At 63.3% G+C, this 24299-nt stretch carries 15 protein-coding genes and 1 pseudogene; 14 read left to right on the forward strand and 2 right to left on the reverse strand.

Annotated elements, in window-relative coordinates; genetic code table 11:
* Nucleotides 1-15 precede the first annotated feature (15 nt).
* On the forward strand, nucleotides 16-1404 hold the full coding sequence (locus tag JYG37_RS26955; protein WP_502775678.1) for a TolC family protein: 1389 nt from the start codon (nucleotides 16-18) through the stop codon (nucleotides 1402-1404).
* Between the two features lie 51 nt (nucleotides 1405-1455).
* Here the strand turns inward: JYG37_RS26955 and JYG37_RS26960 are convergent, their stop codons facing one another.
* Nucleotides 1456-3900 (reverse strand): DUF3772 domain-containing protein, encoded by a 2445-nt coding sequence (locus JYG37_RS26960; RefSeq protein ID WP_213346204.1) that lies wholly within the window; start codon nucleotides 3898-3900, stop codon nucleotides 1456-1458.
* A gap of 466 nt (nucleotides 3901-4366) precedes the next feature.
* On the opposite strand from JYG37_RS26960, the gene JYG37_RS26965 reads away from it, so the two are divergent.
* From JYG37_RS26965 to JYG37_RS27010, 10 genes and pseudogenes are all read left to right on the forward strand, one after another.
* Nucleotides 4367-9010 (forward strand): RHS repeat-associated core domain-containing protein, encoded by a 4644-nt coding sequence (locus tag JYG37_RS26965; protein WP_213346205.1) that lies wholly within the window; start codon nucleotides 4367-4369, stop codon nucleotides 9008-9010.
* An 11-nt stretch (nucleotides 9011-9021) separates the two neighbouring features.
* Nucleotides 9022-9615, forward strand: coding sequence for a DUF1963 domain-containing protein (locus JYG37_RS26970; RefSeq protein ID WP_176016380.1), 594 nt, complete (start codon nucleotides 9022-9024; stop codon nucleotides 9613-9615).
* 574 nt (nucleotides 9616-10189) lie between these two features.
* Nucleotides 10190-10966: an SMI1/KNR4 family protein gene (locus tag JYG37_RS26975; protein ID WP_176016379.1), complete on the forward strand. Its 777-nt coding sequence runs from the start codon at nucleotides 10190-10192 to the stop codon at nucleotides 10964-10966.
* Between the two features lie 147 nt (nucleotides 10967-11113).
* On the forward strand, nucleotides 11114-11644 hold the full coding sequence (locus tag JYG37_RS26980) for an imm11 family protein (protein WP_235356268.1): 531 nt from the start codon (nucleotides 11114-11116) through the stop codon (nucleotides 11642-11644).
* A 68-nt stretch (nucleotides 11645-11712) separates the two neighbouring features.
* Nucleotides 11713-11907: pseudogene (locus JYG37_RS35165) on the forward strand (RHS repeat-associated core domain-containing protein); the annotation flags it as partial.
* Between the two features lie 398 nt (nucleotides 11908-12305).
* Nucleotides 12306-12749, forward strand: a complete 444-nt coding sequence (locus JYG37_RS26990) for an Imm30 family immunity protein (RefSeq protein ID WP_160300525.1) — start codon at nucleotides 12306-12308, stop codon at nucleotides 12747-12749.
* 442 nt (nucleotides 12750-13191) lie between these two features.
* Nucleotides 13192-14619 (forward strand): MFS transporter, encoded by a 1428-nt coding sequence (locus JYG37_RS26995; protein WP_089489680.1) that lies wholly within the window; start codon nucleotides 13192-13194, stop codon nucleotides 14617-14619.
* 374 nt (nucleotides 14620-14993) lie between these two features.
* Nucleotides 14994-16280: a L,D-transpeptidase gene (locus tag JYG37_RS27000; protein ID WP_080334347.1), complete on the forward strand. Its 1287-nt coding sequence runs from the start codon at nucleotides 14994-14996 to the stop codon at nucleotides 16278-16280.
* A gap of 161 nt (nucleotides 16281-16441) precedes the next feature.
* A complete protein-coding gene (locus JYG37_RS27005) occupies nucleotides 16442-17554 on the forward strand; it encodes a porin (protein ID WP_089489679.1) in 1113 nt (370 codons plus the stop codon).
* Between the two features lie 10 nt (nucleotides 17555-17564).
* Nucleotides 17565-18617: a nucleoside hydrolase gene (locus JYG37_RS27010; RefSeq protein WP_089489678.1), complete on the forward strand. Its 1053-nt coding sequence runs from the start codon at nucleotides 17565-17567 to the stop codon at nucleotides 18615-18617.
* A 29-nt stretch (nucleotides 18618-18646) separates the two neighbouring features.
* Here JYG37_RS27010 and JYG37_RS27015 read toward each other — a convergent pair whose 3' ends face one another.
* Nucleotides 18647-19555: a LysR family transcriptional regulator gene (locus JYG37_RS27015; protein WP_213346206.1), complete on the reverse strand. Its 909-nt coding sequence runs from the start codon at nucleotides 19553-19555 to the stop codon at nucleotides 18647-18649.
* 94 nt (nucleotides 19556-19649) lie between these two features.
* Here JYG37_RS27015 and JYG37_RS27020 point away from each other — a divergent pair, with 94 nt between their 5' ends.
* The 3 genes from JYG37_RS27020 (at nucleotide 19650) to JYG37_RS27030 (ending at nucleotide 24281) form a co-directional block, all read left to right on the forward strand.
* Complete coding sequence (locus JYG37_RS27020) at nucleotides 19650-20999, forward strand: NCS2 family permease (protein WP_089489677.1); 1350 nt, start codon at nucleotides 19650-19652, stop codon at nucleotides 20997-20999.
* A 46-nt stretch (nucleotides 21000-21045) separates the two neighbouring features.
* Nucleotides 21046-22146 (forward strand): adenosine deaminase, encoded by a 1101-nt coding sequence (add, locus tag JYG37_RS27025; RefSeq protein WP_213346207.1) that lies wholly within the window; start codon nucleotides 21046-21048, stop codon nucleotides 22144-22146.
* A gap of 173 nt (nucleotides 22147-22319) precedes the next feature.
* Entirely contained in the window at nucleotides 22320-24281 is a 1962-nt protein-coding gene (locus tag JYG37_RS27030; protein WP_249746051.1) for a WG repeat-containing protein, read from the forward strand.
* Nucleotides 24282-24299 lie beyond the last annotated feature (18 nt).

The raw sequence follows: 24299 nt of genomic DNA on the forward strand, positions 1-24299 counted from the left end.
TGGATATGCGGCCTGATGTTGGTTTCAGTTGCATGCAATGCCGAAACCCGCGGGATTCCGGATGTCCTGACCGATCCGTTGCTGACCCGTCCGCCGGTGCTGAATGCGGGGCAGCGATTACCGGGCGACGACACGCCAGTTGCATGCGCTTCGTCGACTGACCTGGCGAAGCCGCTGACGATCGGTGATGCGGTTGACCTTGCGCTATGCCACAACCCCCGTATTCGAGCCGCGTGGGCATCGATCAAGATCCAGGCCGCTTCGGTGGGTGAAGCCAGATCGGCATGGCTCCCCATCGTCAACGGGTCGATCAGCCAACTGACGACTTATAACCGTTATTCCGATGCCCCATCGATGAATACGCGCGGCGTCGGTCGAACCTCGAACGCGACGTTGAACTGGAGGCTACTCGACTTTGGCGGGCGAGCTGCAAACCGCGTGGCGGCACAACAGCTGCTGACGGCAGCGCTGGCGGGCCACGACGCAACGATGCAAAAGGCGGTCGTGGATGTCATCGGGAGCTATTTCGATGTTCAGAATGCGCAAGCGGCGTTTGCCGCGCGTAACGAGTCCGCGACTTTGGCGGAGTCGACGCTGCGTGCGTCGCGTAAGCGGCTGGCCATGGGCGTCGCATCCCGAGCAGACGTATTGCAGGCGGAAACGGCGTTGGCCAAGGCATTGCTCGCTGCGCGGCGAGCGGGCGGAGAGGTGGCTCGGGCCCGCGCCGATCTGGTCTTTGCGACCGGTCTGCCGGTTGGCACGCGGGTCGAGGTCGAGGAGGCAGTCGTGCCGGTTGCACTGGACGCGGAGCGCCAGCTAAGCGACTGGCTTCTTGCGGCCGAAGGTTCTCACCCTGAGATCCGGGCAGCGCGAGCCAAATGGGAAGCCGCGCGCGCGAAGGTCACGGCCGTGCGGTCCGACGGAATGCCGACGCTCGATCTAAGCGGCACGTTGTCCCGGAACGGCTACCCAAATCAGGGGCTGCAGTCAGTGCGGGCGACGCAAACCAGCATAGGCCTGACTTTGACGATTCCGTTCTTTGACGGCTTTTCTCGCACGTATCGGATTCGTGGCGCGCAGGCTCAGGCCGAACTGGCACAGGCACAGCTTCACGATACGCAGCACCAGATTCTGCGTGACGTGCTGAAGGCCCATGCCGATGCGGAGACGACGGTGGACAGTCTGGATGCTTCTGCACGCTTGCTGGCTGCCGCGGAAGCGGCGCTAACGTCGGCGCGCAATCGTTACGCGTTCGGCGCAGGCGATATTCTGGAACTGCTGTCGGCGCAAGCGGCGCTTGCCGATGCCCGCCAGGAACGGGTGCGAACGCTTGCCGAATGGGAGGCGGCGCGGCTTCGACTGTTTGCCACCGCCGGCATCATCGGACGATGGGCATTTCGGTAGTACGGGAGGCGGCCGTCGCGACAGCCGCAGTCCGCGACCGGCCGTCCTTATTCACTTCTCTTGCGCCGGCATGTTCTGCACGACCAGCATCTGCGGGCTCGACAGCGTGATTCCCGCCGCGCGCAACTGCTTCAGGATCTCGAACAGCAAATCGCTCTTCGTCGAACCGGCGATCCGCGGGCTCGACACGTAGCCCGTCACGCTCAGCGTGATGCCGTCCGGCGTGAGCTGGCTGAACGTGACCGACGGCGCCGGCTTCTCGAGAATCGCCTCATGCGAACGATAAGCTTCGAGCAGCAGGTCGCGCACCTGCTCGGGATCGGTGTTCAGCGGGAACGTCAGCACCAGCGTCGCGACGCCCTGCGTGCTGTTGCCCATCGTCACGTTGCGCAGGTTCTGCGAGATCAATTGCGAGTTCGGCACGATCACGGTCGAGCGGTCGCTGAGCTGGATCTCGGTCGCGCGCACGTTGATGCGGCGAATGTCGCCTTCGACGCCCGCGATGCTGATCATGTCGCCCACCTTCACCGGGCGCTCGGTCAGCAGGATCAGCCCCGACACGAAGTTCTTCACGATTTCCTGCAGGCCGAAACCGATACCCACCGACAACGCGCTGACGATCCACGCGAGATTGCTCCACCGGACGCCGAGCAGCCCGAGCGTCATCAGCACGAGCAGCACGTAACCGACGTTGGTGAACAGCGTGATCAGCGACACGCGCATGCCCGTATCCATGCCGAGCGCGGGCATGAACTCGCCGTCGAGCCAGCGGCGCAGCGAGCGCAGCAGGTAGAAGCCGATCGCGAAGCCGATCACGGCGTTGAAGATCCGGTCGGGCATGATGTTCAGGCTCTGCAGCCGCTGGCTGCCGATCATCGCGACCGCACTGTCGAGCAGGTCGCCCGGCGTCGTGCCGAAGCCGCCCGTCAGCAGCGCGATCGCCGCGATCAGCATCAGCAGGCTCGTGCCGAAGCCGGACAGGACCGTGCGCGCCTGGTCGAGGTGGCGATCTTCGAGCGCGAACAGATGCTTGATCTGCTGGCCCGTCGACAGGCTCGACGAGAACAGGCTTTCGCTCGCGTCGCGCGTCAGCTGGATCAGGATGTAGGTCGCACACAGCACGATCTCGAACCACACGAGCTCGTACGTGATGAAGCGCGCGACCGTGATGTAACCGATCAGGAGTGCGATCAATGACGCGACGATCGCGAGCGTGACGCCGGCATGGATTAGCCCGGCAAGCGTCGAGCGCTGCTCGGGCGCCTCGCCTGCCGCCGCGAGGGCGCTGCGCGCACGGTTCGCGCGCAACAGCGACGCGCCGACCGTCAGCGCGACGACGAGCGACACGATGCCGCGGCCGAACAGCGTGACCGACAGGCTGGTGTCGACGATCCGGTTGATCGATTCGAGCGTGCCCGACACCAGCAGCAGCCCGGCCAGGACGGCGGGGAACGGCTTCATCGCGAGCGCGACGGGATCGGCGAGCGCGGGCAGGCGCCACGACGGATGCTTCGTGCAGAGCAGTGCGCGGCCGAGCCCGGCGATCAATGCGCAGGTCGCGGCGAGTTTCGCGAACTGGTCCCACAGATCGGTCAGCGACGGCGTGAGTTCGTAGTGGCGCGCGACGGCGAGGTAGAGGATCTGAATCGCGATGGCCGTCGCCAGGAAGGTCGACAGCGCGGTCGACAGCGCCAGCGCACTGCGGCGCAAGCGGGTGGGCGGCAGGCGGTTCAGCGCGATCCACGCGAGCCCGCGCTCGATGAGCCGGCGGCCGCCGAGCCATGCGGCGAACGCGGCGATCAGCAGCAGCGTGGTGATCGCCCGTTGTCCGGGGACCCACGACGAGCGCAGCATGTCGAACAGTTCGCCGTTGAAATCGTCGAGCCGCTGACGGTCGTCCGGCGACAGGTGGAACAGCGGCAGCCAGAACTGCGCGCTGAAGATGCTGCCCGAACGGAACGCGAGCTGGTTCTTCAGCAGGCTGCGGTGCAGTTTCGCGAACTGCTCGGTCAGGTTCGTGAGGCTCGTCTTCTGGTCGGCGGCCTGCTTCAGCGCGGCATCGATCTGCGTCTTGCGTGCGTCCAGCGCGGCCCGCTGCTTCGCGACGGCGGGCGTTTCCGGCGCGGCGCCCTCGGCCGGCGGCGGGCCGAGCACGTCGAGTTGCGCCTGAACCTGCGCGCGTTGCGGCGTGAGATCGCTCTGCAGTTTCGCGACATCGGTGCTCAGCTCCTGCGCCGAGTCGTCGAGCCCGTCCAGCTCCTTGCTGTTGGACGCGGTCGACGTCTGCTGCTTGATGCGGTCCAGCTCGGCCTGCATCTGCTTGAGCTGTGCGACGGCGTCGGGCAGCGAGATGGCCGGCACGGTTGCGCCGACGCCGCTCGCGACGGGAGCGGAAGCGGCGGCCGGAAACGCCGACGCCGTCGCGATCGCCGCGAACTGCAGCAGCGCGATCAGCGCGATCCGGCGGGCGTACGTGGATAGTCGTTGTATAGACATGGAATACTTACGATTTGCCGACAATGCCGGTTGCCGAAAGGCAGCCGGAAGCCGGTAGTTGGCCCGGTAGCATGTTACCGGGGCGCGGAGATGAACGACTTTCGAATCTGCTTCCGCGGTGTCTGCGACGCGGGCATGGGCGACGGACCGGCGGAAGTCCTGTTTATCCCGTCGCATCGGGGCCGTGTCGATCGAGCCACGCCCCGGAAGGGCGCCATTTTCAGCGTCGGGCGGCCGTTGTCACCGCGACAGACGGTTACGAAATTTACATAAAGTCGGTGCGACCGCGAGCCGCGATAAATGGGGCGCGAAGAATTGGGCGGCTACGGGGAAACCGGACCTTTCATTTTCCCGTCGCCCAATCGTCGGTACAATGCCGCGAGCCGTTGGCCGATCATCCGGGACACGAGAAGGCGAGGCCGTCGCCGCACGTCGAAAACCGAACAACCAGAAGAATCCTGAGAGCATGGCAGATCAAAAACTCCCTCCGGGCGCGGAGTATGAGCAGGCCACCCCGTGGTTGACCGATGTTCATCCGGACGACGTCGTCGCATCCGGCGAAGGCTTCAACGCGTGGCTGATCAGCGTGACGCATGGCTACGTGGACGTCGATCGACTGAAAACGGTCGCGAGCATGATTCCGGTGCTCAACAACCTGATGGCGCTGGCCGATGCGCTCACCGACATCGTCTCGATCATCCGCAAGCGCGGCGGCGAACTGCTCGACTATCTCGGACTCGCGATCAACCTGATCGGCGTGATTCCATTTCCGCCGGTACTGGCGCCCATGCGCCTCACGGCGCGGCCGCTTCTGGCGCTGATTCGCAATGAAATCCTGATTCACAAGCGCGACATCGGCGCCGCGCTCATATCGATCGTCGTCACGCATGTCCAGGCGTCATGCGCGACCGAGATCGAGGATTTCCTGACGAAGCTGCAGGCCGTGCTCAACGATGTGATCGATCACTGCGCGGCGAAAGCACGGGAGATCCTGACAAGTCTCGCGGACGGCATCGATGCAGTGTTGGCGGGGCAACTGTTCGATCCTGCGGAGAACGAGCGGCGGGCCGCCGAGTATCGTCAGCAGATGAAGAAGAGCGGATGGTTCAGCAAGGATCTGGTAACGGGGGCGTGGGGGTATCTGGCCGAGTCCAGGACGGCGCTCGTCAAGCGCGGCGCCAACGCGGCGACCAGCACGGCGACCGGGCTTATTTCGGAGGAATACGTCGCACCGATTCGCCAGATTGCCGTGTCCTTGCGCACGCTCGCTCCGGTGGTGGTCGGCAAGATCAACGAGCTGAAGGGCAGCGACGAAGGCAAGCTGATGTGGCTGCTGCTGAAGCTGGTCAATGCGTTGCGGCACAAGCGCGACGCGATGCGGGCCGCATCGATCAAATCGCAGGGCACGACGGAAGCGACGGCCCGGCGGCCGCAGGTGCCCGTTGCCGCGACGAAGAAGGAGGCGAGAGCGAAGGGCTCCGGTGTCGACCACTGCGAAGAGTGCGGGGTCGGCGCGTCGGGCGGTTCGATCAGCTACGCGTTCGGCGACGAGACGTTTTCTCATGCCGATTTCGAATTGCCGGGTGCGATGCCCGTCGTCTGGATACGCGTCTATCGGTCCCGGCTGGCCGGATACGATGCCGGCGAACTGGGCGCGCGCTGGCTCTCGCCGTACATGACGCGCATCGATGTTCGGGACGGCAAATGGATCTACAGCGATTCGACCGGCCGCAACATCGAATATCCGGCGCTCGCGGCAGGTGCGGTTCACGACGACCGCGTGGAAGGTGTGACACTGAGCCGGCTCGACGACACGTGGACGACGGTCGCGTACGGTCACGATTTGCTGCACGTGTACGAGAAGCGCGGCGATTCGTTCCGTCTCGCGTTGCAGAAGGATCGCGCGGGAAATACGATCGCGCTCGATTACGATGACGCGAATCGTCTGGCACGGCTCGTCAGTTCGGCCGGCCATACGCTCGCGTTTCGCCACGACAGCCGCGGACGTATCGCAACGATCGAGCAGATCGTCGACGCGAACACGCGCACCACGCTTGCCCAATACCAGTACGACGAGAACGGCGATCTCGTGCGTGCGGCGGATCGTTACGGCAACGTGCGCCAGTATGCTTACGACCGTCATCTGGTCACGCGCTATACCGATCGCACCGGCCGCGGCATGAACCTCGAGTGGGAAGGGGCGGAGCGCGACGACAACACGAATGCTCGGTGCGTGCGCGAATATGCCGACGACGGCAGCCACGACATTCGTCTCATGTGGCACCCGAACATCCGCCTGACCTATGTCACCGATGCACTGGGCAACGTCACGCGGTACTACTACAACATCCGCGGATACATGTACCGGATCGCGTATCCGGATGGCACCGAGGAGTGGATGCGGCGCGACCAGGACAACAACCTGGTCATGCATGTTCATCGCGACGGCGGCATCGAGGAGATGGACTACGACGCACGCGGGAACATGACGAAGCATTACCGCGTCGACGGGGCTGTGGTCGAGATAGGTTACGACGACCGCGATCAACTCGTTCGTCTCAAGGATCCCGAAGGATATGAGTGGGAGCGCTCGTACGATGACGCGGGTAATCTGGTCGCGCAGAAGGACCCGCTCGGGCACGAGACGAAGTATGCGTACAACGCCGCCGGGATGCCGGTCAAGATGGTCGATGCGAAGGGCGGTACGAAGGTACTTGTCTACGATGACGCGGCACAACTGCTTCAGTACACCGACTGCTCGGGCAAGGTGACGAAGTGGCGCTACGATGCCGACGGGCGACTGGCGCAGTCGATCGATGCGGCTGGCAATGCCACGGTTTACCGGTACGGCCCGAATGGGGCGGTCAGCGAGATCTCGTCTCCGGCAGGCACCTATCGATATACGCACGATGCCGAAGGCCGTCTGCTGTCCCATACCGATCCGCTCGAGCGCATGACGCGTTTTTCATACGACGTCGCGGGGCGTGTGGCCAGCCGCGTCGATGCGCTCGGCTACACGCTCGCCTATCGTTATGATCGCCTCGGTCGCTTGACGGTGTTGACCGATGCGAATCGCGCGACCTACCAATTTCACTATGATCCAGCGGGGCGATTGCTGGAAGAGATCGGGTTCGACGGCAAGCGGACCACATACGGATACAGCGAGGGCACGCTGCAGCCGGTGAAGATCGACGAGGGCGGGCAGGTGACCGAACTCGAATTCGATCAGGCCGGCCGCATCGTATGCCGGACCTCGGGTGCGAGCAAGGAGCGATTCGCATACGACGCCAGCGGGCGACTCATCGAGGCGCTTAACAGCCACAGCCGGACGCAGATGTTTTTCGATTCGGTCGGCAATCTGGTGCGCGAACATCATGCTTATCGGCTGTTCGGTGAATCGCGCAGCTATGTGTGGCATCACGAATACGACGAAATCGGCACGCGGATCAAGACCGTCCGCCCCGATGGTCATGTGCTGGACTGGTTGATCTACGGGTCGGGTCACGTGCACGGGCTCGTGCTCGATGGTGAGGAGCGAATCCAGTTCGAGCGCGACGATTTGCATCGAGAAACCGGGCGGATGCTGTCGAGCAAGGTCGGGCAGCAGACGCAGTACGATCCGGCCGGACGAATCACCCGGCAGGCCATTCGGCGAGCGAATGCGCCTGCCGCATTGGCCGAGCGCCGGTATCGGTACGATGCCGTGGGGCAGCTCGAGCATATCGAGGACAGCCGCAAGGGGTTGATCAACTATCGTTATGACCCGGTTGGCCGCCTCATCGCGGCGATCGGGCCGCTCGGTACCGAGACTTTCGCCTTCGACCCGGCAAGCAACATCATTGACCCCGGTAGTCCCCGGCACGCTCGTACGCCGGGGGCGGTGAAAGCAAGCCCGGTTGTGCCGGACAGCGTGGACAGCACATTGCCTGCGGAAGTGCCGCGCGTGCTAGGGAATCTGTTGAAGGAATATGCAGGTACCCACTTCGAATACGACGCGCGCGGGAACCTGATCGGCAAGCGATCGCCGGTGGGGCGGCAGGAATACGAGTGGGACGGATTCAACCGGTTGCGAGTGGCGCGTGTCGAGGAGACCGGGCGGCAGCATGAGGCGCGGTATTTCTACGATTCCTTCGGACGCCGGATCGGCAAGGACGTGGATGGCGTGCGGACCGTTTTCGGCTGGGATGGGGATCAGCTGGCGTACGAAAGTAATGAAGCCGGTGCGACGCAGTACGTGTATGAGCCGGAAACGTTCGTTCCGCTTGCCCAATATGTGACGGCGCAACCAGTCGCGGGGATCCATACGCCGGTGTGGCAGGAGGGCGAGCCGTATGTGCCGGAGAAGGATCCGCTGCAACGTGTGCCGGAAAGACAGTCGGACGCGCATTTGTTCTATTACCACTGTGACCAGATTGGGACGCCGTTGTTGATGACGGATGAGGTCGGGGAGGTGGTGTGGGAGGCGTCGTATCGGGCCTGGGGCGAGGCGCGGGAAGTGATCGCGCGGGTGTCGAAGGCGGCGGGCGTGGAGCCGAGGAACCCGATTCGGTTCCAGGGGCAGCAGGAGGATGCGGAGACGGGGCTGAGGTATAACCGGTATCGGTACTATGATCCTGTTCTTGGGCGCTTTGTCAGCAGGGATCCGATTGGTCTGGTTGGCGGGTTAAATGCCTATCAATATGCACCCAATCCGGGGCAGTGGATTGATCCGCTCGGGCTGGCAAGAAAGTGCCAACTTGGCAGCTATGGAGGCTTGACTGGAAAGGCAAACGCTCGAGACGAGCTGGACGCACACGAGTTTGTTCGGAATGAGGCTTTGGAGCAGATGGGACTTACCCCTGAGGGGGTACGCAATAAAGCGAATCCGTCGATTGCACTTCCGCGTCCGATGCACACGGAAGTTCACAAGAATGAGAACGCGTTAGCGGCCCTCCATCTGGGGGTTGGTCGAGATGAGTTTCAATTCGGCGAGAACGGGCTGCCTACGAAGCGCCAGATGGATGTTTGGCAAGGGGCCTTGCGCCAGGCAGGTGTTCCTGCGGCACGTGCGCGCGAACTTCGAAGGCAAGCGGGACGCTTCCTGTCTCGGTGCCCATGTCCATGTAATTAGGAGGATCGTAGATGTTCAATGAATTGATCTTTGTTGACGGGGAGCCAACCCCATCCGTGGCCTATTTCGGAGGGAGCCCCTTTTTGCCCGGAGCGTTCAATTGGCCGGCTGATTCAAACGGTGCTCCGTTGCTTCATCTGGCTACCTTTCCTGCCGAGTTTCTCTGCAAATATGTGTCTGGGCTCCGTGTGAAGAGCGACTTGGTGGTGTCCATCTTTTCCCCATACTCGCTAACAGACGACGGATACATCGATAGCGCGATGAGCGAAGGTGGGGTCGCATTGGCCTATCGTCCTAGCAATATTTCGGTGGACCGGTACGGAAGCCCTATTCTGCCGCCCAAGCGGATTGACGTCGTGCAGAACCCCGCTGACGACAGCGAAGAAAATGGCATTGCAAAAATCGCAGGTATTCCCGCGTGGGTGCAGGATGAGGAAGAAAGAGACGGGATGATTTATGTCCTACAACTCAACAACTCACGTCTAAACAAAGCCGCGCCCACGCACAAGAGCATTCTGGTGGGTGGGGTCGGCTACTTGCTTCTGAAAAGTGATCTTGATCATGAGGGACCAGACGCGGGAGTGTTCATTATCCAGACGTCGTAGAGCGGGCTCGCATTACAGGGAGGTTTGATATTGTGGTGGTCGATTCGTCTGTAAGGATCTGATCCACATTGTGATCAGTCGGGACGGAAGGGGGGGCTGATGTGTCAGGAATTAGTTCCCCCCAGAGCGGCGGCCAAGACAACGTATATGTCGGTTGGAGAGCTTATCTTCCGACCGATGTCCGCTGGCCGATGTCTATCAGTGGCTAGCCGCTGGTTCAGCTGATGAATCTTCCAGGAATATGGTTTGGCCTAAATATCAAAAATGATGATTTCTGTATTTACCCATTATATAGAAGGTAAAGTTGATTATTATCGATAGCTTCGCGAAAGAGATGGCCGTCGAGGCAGTCGTTGCTGGGCCTCTGGCGAGCGAATCTGATGCATTTATTGCCACGTCTTGATTGAATATTTAGAGAGATTTTTAGTGCGAGGCCGAGTAAGCGGCCTTTGTTTTTTAGGCGGCAGATCAACGTGAGTCGACTAGGTTCCTTGGCCTCGGTCGTCGAGGACCCGATCGCCTGGATTGACCCGCTTGGTTTGGCGTGCCGCCGGCCCCGGCGGCTATCGCGTGAATGACGCAGATCAACACGGCAACCTTAGCCGCAAAGCGAATCGCGCGCCAAGTAACACGAATACGGTTGCCGACGGGGGTGGTGCAGTCACATCATCCGATTCAGCAGGAATGGGCGAAGCAACAGATGTTTCCTAACGGGGACTATAGTTCACGAGCTGCGCCGGCGGTTTTGCTGTCGAGCACTTCGGGCTCCATCCATGCCCAAATCTCCGGTATGCAGCGGGCATTCCGAAATCAAAACGGCTTCAATACGGATGTACAGACTGAGTTTAACGAGGCCGCCCGGCAGATGGGGGCGGCCGGTGTTCCAGAAAGTGTCGTGAGACGAGCGATACGGAAAAATTTGACGTATTTAGACTGTTTGGGGGGGCTTTCAATGCTAAATAAAGCGTATCTTAGTCAACATTTCGAACTGAGAATTCCAGCGACCACTAGTCAGATTCATGTTGCGGAGGCGAAGGTCGGGTTGTCTTTTCCTAAAGAGTACGTTGACCTTCTCCAAATCACCAACGGGCTAAATTCGATGGGCTGCTTGGCTCTGCATGAGATAGAAATTTTGCCGGAGCGGAATGTCGATTATGAAGTCCAGAAGTGCCTCCCTGGATATTTCATGATCGGGGATGATGGTGGTGGTCAAGCAATTTTGATCAATTCCAGCGGAGAGGTATTTGAAGTAGGAATGGGGGTGATGAACCCGAAATTTCTGGAGAGATCGGCCGACTCACTGACCGATTTGTTGGTGAATCTCAAAGGCTTGACGCTTGGCGAAAGATGAACTCTAGGCCGCCTGCTTGAAGTCGTTGATCAGTCAAGATCCGATAAGGCTACTGAAGGCAGAACCATCGACCATGGGCGTGTCCGACCTGAGCGGGGAAGTATGACGAAAATCTGGACCACGGAGGCGGACTATCCGGAAAGTCGGATGGCACTCTACGACGAGGCAAAAAATGGGGTGGATCGCTTCGAGTTGCAGGAGGCAAAGCGCCTCGCAAGACTCGATCCCTTATTATTCGAGCTTCCCAAGAAAGGGCTGTCAAAGATTCGAGACTACGGCGTCATCTGGTCAGACATCTTGATTCCGCTCGTAAGTGAAGCGGTGCGTGTTGCGATTGAAGAACTGGCGAATGACGATGATGTTCAGTTCATCCCGGCTGTCGTTAGATCGAACGGAGAGGCGATTGATGGCCCGTACTTTCTTCTCAACCCGACTAGGAAAGTTGACGTGGTTGATCACGATGCTTCAGAGCCGATAATGGTGAAAGTCTCGGGATTTCCTGACGCTAAGGTCGGTTTCAAAAAGATGGTCTTGCGCCCCGATTTCCCAGCCAATGGCATTGGCCGGCAATACGACTCCCCGACATACATTGTCGTCGGCGATCAATTGGCCGATGCTGTTTTGCGTGCCACGAAGAAAGGAGTGAGATTCACTACTGGTATCCCACCGGTCAGTTGATGCCGAACTGACCGGCAGTGCCCGGACGGTTCCACCTGAGCCACAACCTGATGCAGCACGGAAAGGCGCCCCTCTCGTTCCAGGGGCAGCAGGAGGATGCGGAGACGGGGCTGAGGTATAACCGGTATCGGTACTATGATCCTGTTCTTGGGCGCTTTGTCAGCAGGGATCCGATTGGTCTGGTTGGCGGGTTAAATGCGTATCAATATGCGCCTAACCCCGTTCAGTGGACCGATCCCACAGGGCTTACACGATGCTGTTGCCCGTCGTTGCTTCCCGGCGAAGGAGACGTCGGAAAGTACAGGGATTTGAAGAGAGCCGGATCAACGGGTGACAATCTCACTCCGCATCACATTCCATCTGATGCGTATATGGAGGGAATTGCTGTGCCAGGTTATACGCGCGGCGACGGTGTGTCTATTAACATGGAAATGCCTCCGACCGGAGGACGTCATCGTCAAACTAGTTCTTATGGGACAACCCCTGATCTAACGATGGCGCCTAGGGATATGTTGGCGCAGGATATTCGAGATGCTAGACGAATTTACCAGCGACAAAATTGTTATACGTCTAAAGTTCGTGCTGGGCTGCAGAAAGTTATTGCTCAAAACAAGGCTCAGTATCCGTCGACATTTGGGAAGGGATTATGAAAAAAGATTGCTTGGAAGATCTGCTGCGTGTTCGTCAACTTGAATCCCCGGATGAAGTTGCCGTATTCGATGGGGTGCTTGAGACTCTTAGTTCTGACGTTTTATCGAAGGGGGACCTTGTGGATCTCCTTTCTGTATTTATTGACCGAACTAGAAATGAAGAAGTCATGTATGGTCTTCTTCATTTAATAGAGGGTGGTGATATAAATTTAGTTGTCGATGCTTTAATGCAGGTAGCCCCGGATATGAGAGCAACTGCGTCTGATTGGCTGGATACGTTCATCTATCGACTACTGAATGGTGATCATTCTCGGGGTGTATTGATTGATCATCTAAAGCAGAGCAAGCATACACCCGGCGGCGCAGAAATTGTTTATCGGCTTGCCGCGATGGAGCAGGATGCCTCCGAGAAAATCAGAGAGAGGGCATCATTCGTTCTGTCTAAATTAAATTAAATATATTGATGGCGTGTTGATTTGCTGGTTGGCGGGCAGTGTGGCAGTTACCTGCTAAAAAAATGCGCAAAATCAATGGATGGTCACTCTGCCTGGAATCGAGGTTGATTATGGGGATTCCCGGCTGCTGCTGAATTATGTGAAAGGCGTGCGGTTATTGCGTTTATCAACTCGGAAGAGTTCTTGTCTGAGTATCGGGGAGTTTCGAAATATTTGGCCCGGATGTAAGTGGTGTAGCCGTGAGGGCAAGGGCGAGATGAACCCGTGCTCGTTCAGACATTCATCGCGAAACCGCCCGTTGAACCGCTCCGAAGACATTCGGCCCACCCCGCCATCACCCGATTGATGTGCTCCCGCACGCGCCTCGCTAAAATGCGCGAAGCCGCTCGCCAGTTTCCTCTGCTGGCGCCAACGACAATCAAGAATCCGGAGACTCGCCACCATGGCATCCACCCAGCCCGACCCGCTCACGGCAGCAGGCGCCGCGCGCCCCGCCGCGATCGACCCCGGCTCCATCTCGGCCCGTCTCGACCGCCTGCCGCCGACGCGTAGCGTCTGGAAGCTCGTCGTGCTGCTGAGCCTCGGCTTCTTCTTCGAGCTCTACGACCTGCTCTACAGCGGCTATGTCGCGCCCGGCCTCGTGAAAAGCGGCATCCTGTCCGCGACGACGCACGGCCTGTTCGGCACCACGGGCGTCGCGAGCTTCATCGCCGCGCTGTTCTCCGGGCTCTTCATCGGCACGATCGCGTGCGGCTTCCTCGCCGACCGCTTCGGCCGCCGCGCGATCTTCACGTGGTCGCTGCTGTGGTACACGGCCGCCAACGTCGTGATGGCGTTCCAGGACACGGCCACAGGTCTGAACTTCTGGCGCTTCGTCGTCGGTCTCGGCCTCGGCGTCGAGATGGTCACGATCGGCACGTACATCTCCGAACTCGTGCCGAAGCAGATACGCGGCCGTGCGTTCGCGTGCGAGCAGGCAGTGGGGTTCGTCGCGGTGCCGGTGGTCGCGTTCCTCGCTTATCTGCTCGTGCCGCACGCGCCGTTCGGCCTCGACGGCTGGCGCTGGGTCGTGCTGATCGGCGCGCATGGCGCATTGTTCGTGTGGTGGATTCGCCGCGAATTGCCGGAAAGCCCGCGCTGGCTCGCGCAGCAGGGCCGGGTCGACGAAGCCGACCGCATCATGCGCGCGCTCGAGGCGAAGGTCGAGGCCGAATACGGGCGGCCGCTGCCGCCGCCCGCGCCGGCCGAACCCGTGCCGCCGCGCGGCAGCTTCCGCGACATGTGGGTGCCGCCGTATCGCAGCCGCACGATCATGATGACGATCTTCAACGTGTTCCAGACGGTCGGCTTCTACGGCTTCGCGAACTGGGTGCCGACGCTGCTGATCAAGCAGGGCATCACGATCACGTCGAGCCTGATGTATTCGAGCGTGATCGCGCTCGCGGCGCCGATCGGCCCGCTGATCGGCCTCGTGATCGCCGACCGCTTCGAGCGCAAGTCGGTGATCGTCGCGATGGCGGCGGCGATCGTCGTCTGCGGGCTGCTGTTCAGCCAGACCACGGTGGGCGCGTTCCTGATCGTGCTCGGCATCGGCCTCACGCTCGCGAGCAACATCATGTCGTACAGCTTCCACGCATACCAGGCCGAGCTGTTCCCGACGTCGATTCGCGCGCGGGCCGTCGGCTTCGTCTATTCGTGGAGCCGCTTCTCGGCGATCTTCTCGTCGTTCGTGATCGCCGCCGTACTGCGCGGTTTCGGCACGTTCGGCGTGTTCGCGTTCATCGCGGGCGCGATGGTGATCGTGATGGCCGCGATCGGGGGGATGGGGCCGCGCACGAAGGGCATCGCACTCGAAACCATCTCGAAGTAGTCGGCATCTGCGCATGCGTGTCGCACGGTTCGTGCGGCATGCGTGCGGTGCGGTTGCGTTCCGGTGTTCGCCATCGTCGAAATGATTTGGGATGCAAATCAACTGCGAGGCGATATCGGAACCGCATGAAACACGCAAGCGCGCCGAAAACATCCAACACGCCAGCCTGCCACGCAACGAAAGCTCAAGCGGCAGCGAGTTGAAACAAAGCGTGACGAAGCGCAATTACACGTAAAAGCGCGCTTCCGGTCGCTGCCGATTCGCGTATCGACGAGTAGAATGAAGGGCCTGACGACTCATTAGCCGCCATCGGAGCGCCCGCGTTGCACAGCGACGGCTCCGCCGCGAAGAGGCGTCGGCGCCGGGCGCGCACGATGCGCCGGACGTGTCGATGGCTTGCGCGGAAGATGCGCCGCTCGCACCAGCAGCATGCGGCGGCCGGATCGGCCGATGGCTTCGAACGTATGATTCTTGCCCCTCTGGCGCGGCGCTTTGCGAAGCCGCGTTGCCTCGAACGTGCAGCCGCCGCATACGTGTGGCTCGCTGTCGCGATGTCGATTTCCGTTCTCGCCGAGCAGCCTGCCTTTGCCGCGTCCGACGCTGCGCCGTCTTCGTCCACTGCGTTGCCGGCTTCAGCGGCGTCCCGCACGCCGCCGGCTTCATCTGCGCATGCAGTGTCGGGCGCATCGGCTGCCGCGCCAACATCCGCCGCGTCACACGCGAATCACGCGGAATCCGCGAGCGCAACATCGGGGGCATCCGCGGCTTCCGCCGCGTCGGCCGCCGCGCCCGCATCGGCCGCATCCGGCACGCCCGCCAGCGAGGCCGAGCCGCCTCCACCCACTCCGCCGCGCCGGCATCCGCCGCTGTCGGTCGAGGAGGCGCAAAACGCGACGACCCGTGCGCTCGACATGCGCAAGCGCTTCACGCAGGAAGTCACGCGACGTCTGAACGTGCCAGCGAACGAACAGCGCGCGTACGGGGACCGCCTTCAGAAAGCGCTCGCCGATGCGGATCTCGGCGATCTCGCCGGCGAATACGTCGTAATGGTCGATCGCGCGCCGAACGTGCAGGCGCTGTTCATCTATTTCCGCGCGACGCCGGCCAATGCGTGGTTGATGATCGGCGCATCGCCGGTCGGCACCGGGCTGCCGGGCCAGTACGACCATTTCCTGACACCGCTCGGCGTGTTTCATCACTCGCCCGACACGATGGATTTCCGCGCGGAAGGCACGACGAACGAGAACGGTATTCGCGGCTACGGCCACCGCGACATGCGCATCTACGACTTCGGCTGGGTGGATGGCGAGCGCGGCTGGGGCAAGGGTGGCGTGTCGCCGATGCGCTTCCAGATGCATGCGACCGACCCCGACCGGCTCGAAGCGCTGCTCGGCATCCGGCATTCGAAAGGCTGCGTGCGGATTCCCGCGTCGCTGAACACATTCCTCGACCAGCACGGCCTGCTCGACGACGACTATCAGGCACGCGTCGAGGCCGGCAAGTCGTTGTGGGTGCTGCGTCGCGATCGCGACGTCACGCCGATCGCGGGCCGCTACCTGGTCGTGATCGATAGCGCCCGCAAGACTCGCCCGGCCTGGTCACCGATGCCGGGGCGCGGCGCGTGGTCGAAGCTGCCGAAGGGCGGCGACACGGCGGACTGAGCGCCGGTTCACCGACAGCGGAATGCGCGAGGATGAGAATAAATCCGTTTTATTGACATATAAGGAAAGCAAACTTTTATTATCCGATCCGGGTTCGTATAGTCGAGTCCAGTTTCGCGGAACCCTGCCGCGCCTGGACTACCACCGACCACACGACCCGCATGAAAACTCTCTACAAGCTCGCTCCGCTCGCGATGCTCGGCGCCTTCGCGACCCATGCCGGTGCGCAAAGCAGCATCACGCTGTACGGTCTCATCTCGGCCGGTGTCGGGTTCGCGACGAACCAGGGCGGCAAGAACGCGTGGCAGGCGTTGTCCGGCACGAACCAGAACCCGCGCTGGGGGCTGAAGGGCAAGGAGGATCTCGGGCAGGGGCTGTCCGCCGTCTTCCAGCTCGAGAACGGCTTCAACGTGATGACGGGCACGGCCGCGCAGAACGGTCGCGAGTTCGGGCGCATGGCGTACGTGGGGCTCGCCGACCGCACCTACGGTTCGCTGACGTTCGGTCGCCAGTACGATGCGATCCACGACTACATCGGGCCCGTGATCATCGCGAGCAACGGCGTGAACATCGGCGACAACGACAACGGCTACAACGACATCCGCGTGCAGAACTCGGTGAAGTACGTGAGCCCCGTCTACTACGGGCTGAAGTTCACCGCGCTGTACGGCTTCAGCAATACGACCGGTTTCGCGAACAATAGCGCGTACAGCTTCGGGCTCGGGTATGAGCGCGGCCCGCTGCGCTGGAGCGTGGTCTATGCGCAGTACAACCATCCGTACAGCGCGACGAACCAGAACGGCGCGATCGCGAACGACTATGCGTCGCCGCTGCTGATCTTCAGCAAGAGCGCGATGTCGCCGGCCGCATACGCAAGCCGGCAGCGGATCGCGGGCACGGGCGGCTTCTACACGATCGGCCGTGCGCAGTTCGCGGCGATGTTCACCGACGTGCGCTACGATTACCTCGACAATTCGCACCTGCACCTGCAGAACCTGGGCGTGAACGTCGTCTACACGATGACGCCGCAACTCTTTCTCGGCGCCGCGTATGCGTTCACGAACGGCAAGTACGACGTGATCGACAAGCGTCCGAAATGGCATCAGGTGAACCTGCAGGCCGATTACTTCCTGTCCAAACGCACCGACGTCGCGCTGACGGTGATCGCGCAGCAGGCGGCCGGCGACGCGGACCATGCGCAGATCTTCGCGTATGCGCGTTCGACCGGCACGCGCCAGATGATGGCGACGCTCGGCGTCCGGCACGTGTTCTGAGCGCCCGACCATGACCCATCCGATCGCCTCCCGCCGCACCTTCCTGAAACTGTCCGCCGCGCTGGCCGGCACCGCGTTGCTGCCCGAAACGGGCGCATTCGCGGCCGGCGGCGACGCCGCGCGCCGCACGGTGATCATCGACACCGATCCGGGGCAGGACGACGCCATCGCGATCCTGTTCGCGCTCGGCGCGCAGGACCGGCTCGACGTGCGCGCGCTGACGGCCGTGGCCGGCAACGTGCCGCTCGAGCTGACCGAACGCAATGCGCGGATCATCCGCGACTGGGCCGGCCGCACGAACGCGCTGCCGGTGTATGCGGGCTGCCCGCGGCCACTCGTGCGCGATCTCGTGACGGCCGCGAACGTGCACGGCAAGACCGGGCTCGAAGGCGTCGAACTGCATGCGCCGCGCGCGCCGCTCGCCGCCGGTCACGCGGTGTCGTACCTCGTCGATACGCTGAGCCGCGCGGAGCCGAACAGCGTGACGCTGTGTGCGCTCGGCCCGTTGACGAACCTCGCGACCGCGCTGGTCGAAGCACCGCAGATTCGCGCCGCGTTGCGCGACATCGTGCTGATGGGCGGCGCGTTTTTCGAGCGCGGCAACATCACGCCGGCCGCCGAGTTCAACATCTACGTCGATCCGCACGCGGCCGACGTGGTGTTCGGCAGCGGTGTGCCGATCGTCGTGCTGCCGCGCGACGTCGCGGTGAAGGCGTCGATCACACCGGCGCGCGTCGCGCCGTTCCGTGCGCTCGGCAACCGCTGCGGCGCGATCGTCGCCGACATCATGGAGGCCGAGCTCGCCTACAACAAGAAGCGGCGCGGCGTTGAAGACGCGCCGATGTACGACCCGACGGCCGTCGGCTATCTCGTCGATCCGACGCTGTTCGGCGGCCGCAAGGTGAACGTGGTGGTCGAGACGACCGGGCAGTGGACGCTCGGCGAGACGATCGTCGACTGGAACGGGCGCAGCGGCCGTGCAGCGAATGCGACATGGATCAACGAGGTCGACGCGGATCGCTTCTACGCGACGCTCGTCGAGCGCATCGCGAAATTGCCCTGAGTGCGGGCGGCCGTGCGCGGCGAACGGAATCAGATGCGTTGCTCGATCCACTCGCGGCACGCGCGCACGTGCGGGCCGCGATCGTCGGCGGCGAGCGAGATCAGCGAGATCGCGCGCGTGACGCGCGGCTTGTCGACGCGCAGCGCGACGAGTTCGGGATCGTGCAGATGCATCGTGTAGAGGCTCGGCAGCACGGCGGTCGCGAGGCCGTTGCGCGCGAGCGCGTAGAGCGGCTCCGTGTATTCCATCCGGTACGTGACGTTCAGGCGCAGCTTTCCGGCGCCGCCGGTGCGATGCAGCGATTCGCTGACGCTGCCGCGCACGAACACCGCGAGATCGCGATCGGCGAGCTTCGCCCACGTGACGCTCTTCGCGCGGGCGAGCGGATCGTCGTGCCGCACGACGATCACGATCTCGTCCTCGAACAGCTGCCGGTAGCGCAGCGTGCCGTCGTCGCCGTCGGGTTCGCGCACGCCGATGCCGAGATCCGCGACGCCGTCGCGCACCGCTTCGACGAGCGCGCTGTTCGGCAAATCGGTGAGCGTGAAGCGCAACGTCGGGTGCGTGGCGCGCAGCGCGTTGAGCGCGGGCAGCAGGCGGCCCGCGACCGACGGGATGAACGCGATGCGCACGGTCTGGATGCGTTCGCCGATGAGCCGCGTCATGTCGTCGAAGGTGCCGCGCGCCTGATTGAGCAGGCGCTCGGCGAGCGGCAGCACGGCTTCGCCCGCGGCGGTCAGCGTGAGCCGGTGCGCGGTGCGTGCGAACAGGCGGCCGCCGAGCAGGAACTCGATCTGGCGGATCGACGCGGTGAGCGCGGGCTGCGTGAGCGACAGCGCCTGCGCGGCCTGCGTGAAGCTGCGTGCGTGTGCAAGGACGACGAAGTGCTGGACCTGCCGCAGCGTGAGCGCGGGAAGCAGCGACGAGCGGTCGGACATCGGGCAATGACGGTCGGGATGCGGTACGCGGCAGTATAAGACCGCGCTGCACGACCCGACACAGGACAATATTCGGAATCACAGGAGAACCACCATGTCAGCGACTGACACGATGCCGGCGCGCGTGCCGGCCAACTGGCTCGAACGCCGCTTCGCGCTCGCCGCGCGCGGCACGAGCGTGCGCACCGAGACGATCGCGGGCGTCACGTCGTTTCTCGCGGCCGCGTATCTGCTCGTCGTGATCCCGTCGCTGCTCGCGACGGGCGGCATGGACCGCGGCGCGGCGACGACCGCGACGATCATCGTGTTCGTGCTGTTCACCACGCTGATGGGGTTCTACGCGAACCTGCCGTTCCTCGTCGGCCCCGGTATCGGCGGCTCGGTGATCATCGGCGTGACGCTCGCGACGACCGAGCACGTCGGCTGGCAGACGGGCCTGGGCATCGCATGCGTGTCGGGCGTGCTGTTCTTCCTGCTGACGATACTCGGCGCGCGCGGCGTCGTGGTGCGGCTGATTCCGGTGCAGATCAAACTCGGGCTCGGTGCGTCGATCGGGCTGTTCGTCACGATGCTCGGGCTGCGCAATGCGGGGATGGTCGTCGCGAACGCGAAGACCAACGCGTTCGCGCTCGGCGACTTCTCACGGCCGGGCGCGTTGGTTGCGCTGATCGGCCTCGCGGTCGCGATCGTGCTGCAGGCGCGCAAGGTGCCCGGCGCGATCCTGATCGCGATCCTCGTCGCCGCCGCGGCCGGTGTGCCGCTCGGCGTCACGCACCTGCCCGCGTCGTTCATGTCGCTGCCGCACGGCATTGCGCCGATCGCGTTCAAGCTCGATATCGGCAGCGCGTTGAGCCTGGCCGCCGCGCCGTACCTGTTCGCATTCTTCGCGGCGGAATTCTTCTCGACGCTCGGCACCGCGCTTGCGGTCGGCGCGAAGGCGAACCTGCTCGACGAGCACGGCAACCTGCCGAACATCAACCGGCCGTTTCTCGTCGACTCGCTCGCCGCGACGCTCGGGCCGGTGTTCGGCATTCCCGCGCTGACCGCGCTGATCGAATCGGCCGCGGGCGTCGAGTCGGGCGGCCGCAGCGGGCTGTCGTCGGTGGCGGCGGCCGTGCTGTTCGCCGCGATGCTGCTGTTCGTGCCGGTCGCGCTCGCGATTCCGAAGGAGGCGACGGCGCCGGCGCTGATCCTGATCGGGCTGTCGATGTTCGCGACGATCCGCCATACGCATTTCGACGACTTCACCGATGCGCTGCCCGTGATGTCGATGGTGCTGCTCACGCTGATGTCGAACAGCTTCGGCACCGGCATCGCGGGCGGGCTGCTGTGCTACGTGCTCGTCAAGCTGCTGGCTGGGCGCTGGCGCGACGTGTCGTGGGGGCTCGTCGTGCTCGCGCTGCCGCTCGGTTATTACTTCTGGACCGTCGTGAAGCCGCACTGAGAGACGGCTTCGCGACGCAATGGCACTACCGAAAAAAGAGACTGACATGAAGGGAACACCAGGCAACGTCCCGGCCGCGCGCACGGGCATCGAGATCACGCCGGCCCATCGGGCCTTCTTCCGCGCGCTGCCGAAAGTCGAGCTGCATTGCCACCTGCTCGGCGCGGTGCGGCACGACACGTTCGTCGCGCTGGCCGAACGCAGCGGCGCGCCGATTGAACGCGCGGAGATCAACGCGTTCTACGCACGCGGCGAGAAACCGGTCGGCGTGCTGCACGTGCTGCGCGCGCTCGATAAATATCTGCTGACGCAACCCGACGACCTGCGGCGTATTACCTATGAGTATCTGGAAGACGCAGCCGCCCACAACGTGCGGCACGCGGAATTCTTCTGGAATCCGACGGGAACGGTGCGCGTGTCGGGCATCGCGTATGCGGATGCGCAGGCCGCGATCGTGACGGGAATTCGCGATGCCGCGCGCGATTTCGGAATCGGCGCGCGCGTGATTCCGAGCATCGACCGCGAGCAGGACCCCGACGAAGCGGTTGCGATCGTCGAGTGGATGAGCGCGCATCGCGCGGACGAAGTCGCGGGACTCGGTATCGATTATCGCGAGAACGACCGGCCGCCCGAGTTGTTCTGGAAGGCGTACCGCAGCGCGCGTGCGGTCGGCTTCCGCACGACTGCGCATGCGGGCGAGTTCGGGATGCCGTGGCGCAACGTCGAGACGGCCGTCGATCTGCTGCAGGTGGACCGCATTGATCACGGCTATACGATCGTCGACAACCCCGAGCTGTGCGCCCGCTATGCGGAGCGCGGCATCGTGTTTACCGTCGTGCCGACGAATTCGTATTACCTGCGCACGCTGCCGCCGGCGCAATGGGCCGAACTGCATCCGATGCGCAAGATGCCGGGGCTCGGGTTGAAGATCCATCCGAACACTGACGATCCGACGTTGCACAAGGTGAACCCTTCGGAAGCGTGGGAGCTGATGTTCAGCCATTTCGGCTTCACCGTGGCCGAGTTGAAGCAGTTCATGCTGAACGGGATCGACGGCGCGTGGGTCGATGACGCGACGAAGGCGGCGTGGCGTGCAGCGTGGGTGCCTGAATACGACGCGCTGGCCGCCACGCTCGCGGCCGGCTGAACGCGGTCGAGTGCCTCGCCGGCCGGTACGTCGCCGGGCCGGCGATTCATTCGAATCGGGAAGATAGTCGCGGTCGAAATCGGATAGCGTATTGCGCGCCGTCATGGTCGAACGATGACGGTGATGGTGCGCGGCGCAGGCGGCCACCGCCGGCGTCATCGCGTGCTTCTATAATGGGCGCCGACACGATCACGGCAACAATAATAACGAGGGCGACCCTTCCGATGGGCAATCGAGCATGGCTTTATCTCCAGCCAGGTAATGGCGACGACGCGCGAACGATCGAGTTCGCGGAATCCAATAATCACTTTCCGCTGCTGTGGCGCGTGCTGTTGGCCGACGGCGGCGCGGGCGACGCGATTACCGATCAACGCGTGTGCGGCGATGCCGGCACGCCGAATCTCATGAGCGATGCACGCGCCGCGCTTGCGCGCCTCAGCCGGCTCGCGGCGTTCGTCACCGCGTATCCACTGCCGGGCGACGATCCGGCGCTCGCGCGCCAGTTCGATGCGGTCGTGCGTCATCTCGGCGAGTCGATCGATGCGCTCGGCGACGCGCACGGCGCGGCCCGGCTATCCGCGAACCTCGACGAACTGTCATGGCTCGACGACGGCGATCCGAACGACTACATCGACGAGGAACGCGATGCGTGCACGCGCCTGTGGTGGCAGGTCGCGAACTGCATGGACTTCCGCGACGTGCGCGGCGTGCGCGATGCACTCGAGATCGATACGCCCGCTGACTGGGGCGACTGGGCGTGGGGCTTCGGATTCGGCGGCGTGTCGCATCATTATTTCCGGCGGCAGAATCCGCCGCGCCGCGTGACGTTCGCCGAGATGTTCGACGCCGGTGAGCTGCACGGCAACTGGCTCGATCACGACACGTTCAGCTTTCGCGGAAGCAACGGCCTGTGGGGCGTGCGGCGTGAAACCGACGACGCGTGGGACGTGATCGTGCCGCCCGAGTGGACGAACCTGTGGGCCAGTGGCGCGCGTGACGACCGGTTGTTGTGGGCCGCGCGCGACGGCAAGGTCGGCCTGCTGCTTGCCGATGGGGACGTCGAGGGCGACGGTGTCAGGATCGTGCGCGAACCGGCGTTCGACGCGGTGTGGGATTTCAGCGGCGACGTCGCCTGCGTGCGCGTGGGCGAGCGGTTCGGGCTCGTGCGCACGGACGGGGCGTGGGTACTCGAACCGACGCTCGACGATTTCGGCGAGTTCACCGGCGGTGTCGCGTCGGCGAGCCTGAATGGCCGCTGGGGCTTCGTCGATACGCATGGCGCGTGGACGATTCCGCCGCGTTTCGACGACGCGCACGAATTCGTGAACGGCGCCGTCGCGGCGGCAGCCGAAGGCGAGCGATGGGGGCTGATCGGGCGCGACGGGCAATGGCGCGCACAGCCCGAGTGGGCGTCGCTCGAATGGTCGTCCGAGTGCGGCGCGTTCGTCGCGCGGCGTAACGGTCACGTCGGTCTCGTCGATGCGAAAGGCCGGGTGATCGTCGAACCGCATTACGCGGAAGTTGCACCGCTGACCGGCGGCGAACACGCGGAAATGTTCGATGAGCTCGGCACGATCCGCCATATCGTGCGGCGCGACGACGGCCGTTGCGCGATCGTCGACGGGCAGGGCCGCGTGCTCACGCCGTTCGACTTCGTCAACATGGGCGCGCTGTCGTGGCTGCCCGACGACGAAGCGGTGCCGGGCGAGCTGTTCACGCGTTACGCGATCGGCGTCCTGCCGGGCGAGCCGGTGCAACTGGCGATCTGCGATCTCGAGACGGGCGCGACGATCGCGCAGGGGCGCTACGACGACGTGGCCGGCCTGTTCTGGGGCGCCGATCATGGCTGGCTCGCCAGCGTGCAGGACGACGACGGCCACGACGTGCGCGCGACGGTATTGCGCGCGGACGGCACCGTGCTGCATCCGGCGCGTTACACGCGAATCGGCGACGATGCGCTGTTCGACGACGATCGTGACGACGATGCACGGCATGCGACGTTGATGCCGTGGTTCGTTCGCCGTGTCGAGATCGCGCAGCGCTGGCGCATGGATGAACCGGTCGCCGCATTGCGCGATGACGGCGTTCCCGTGTGGCTGTACGCGGATGGGCACGCGACGACGACGCTGCGGTAGCCCGGAGCGCCGCCGGCA

Source organism: Burkholderia sp. LAS2, from assembly GCF_018417615.1.
GTDB classification, from domain to species: Bacteria; Pseudomonadota; Gammaproteobacteria; order Burkholderiales; family Burkholderiaceae; genus Burkholderia; species Burkholderia sola.

Coding starts and splice junctions, on each gene's coding strand:
- JYG37_RS26955 (WP_502775678.1), top strand. CDS start 16: ATGTTGGTTTCAGTTGCATGCAATGCCGAAACCCGCGGGATTCCGGAT.
- JYG37_RS26960 (WP_213346204.1), bottom strand. CDS start 3,900: ATGTCTATACAACGACTATCCACGTACGCCCGCCGGATCGCGCTGATC.
- JYG37_RS26965 (WP_213346205.1), top strand. CDS start 4,367: ATGGCAGATCAAAAACTCCCTCCGGGCGCGGAGTATGAGCAGGCCACC.
- JYG37_RS26970 (WP_176016380.1), top strand. CDS start 9,022: ATGTTCAATGAATTGATCTTTGTTGACGGGGAGCCAACCCCATCCGTG.
- JYG37_RS26975 (WP_176016379.1), top strand. CDS start 10,190: ATGACGCAGATCAACACGGCAACCTTAGCCGCAAAGCGAATCGCGCGC.
- JYG37_RS26980 (WP_235356268.1), top strand. CDS start 11,114: ATGGCACTCTACGACGAGGCAAAAAATGGGGTGGATCGCTTCGAGTTG.
- JYG37_RS26995 (WP_089489680.1), top strand. CDS start 13,192: ATGGCATCCACCCAGCCCGACCCGCTCACGGCAGCAGGCGCCGCGCGC.
- JYG37_RS27000 (WP_080334347.1), top strand. CDS start 14,994: ATGCGCCGGACGTGTCGATGGCTTGCGCGGAAGATGCGCCGCTCGCAC.
- JYG37_RS27005 (WP_089489679.1), top strand. CDS start 16,442: ATGAAAACTCTCTACAAGCTCGCTCCGCTCGCGATGCTCGGCGCCTTC.
- JYG37_RS27010 (WP_089489678.1), top strand. CDS start 17,565: ATGACCCATCCGATCGCCTCCCGCCGCACCTTCCTGAAACTGTCCGCC.
- JYG37_RS27015 (WP_213346206.1), bottom strand. CDS start 19,555: ATGTCCGACCGCTCGTCGCTGCTTCCCGCGCTCACGCTGCGGCAGGTC.
- JYG37_RS27020 (WP_089489677.1), top strand. CDS start 19,650: ATGTCAGCGACTGACACGATGCCGGCGCGCGTGCCGGCCAACTGGCTC.
- add (WP_213346207.1), top strand. CDS start 21,046: ATGAAGGGAACACCAGGCAACGTCCCGGCCGCGCGCACGGGCATCGAG.
- JYG37_RS27030 (WP_249746051.1), top strand. CDS start 22,320: ATGGGCGCCGACACGATCACGGCAACAATAATAACGAGGGCGACCCTT.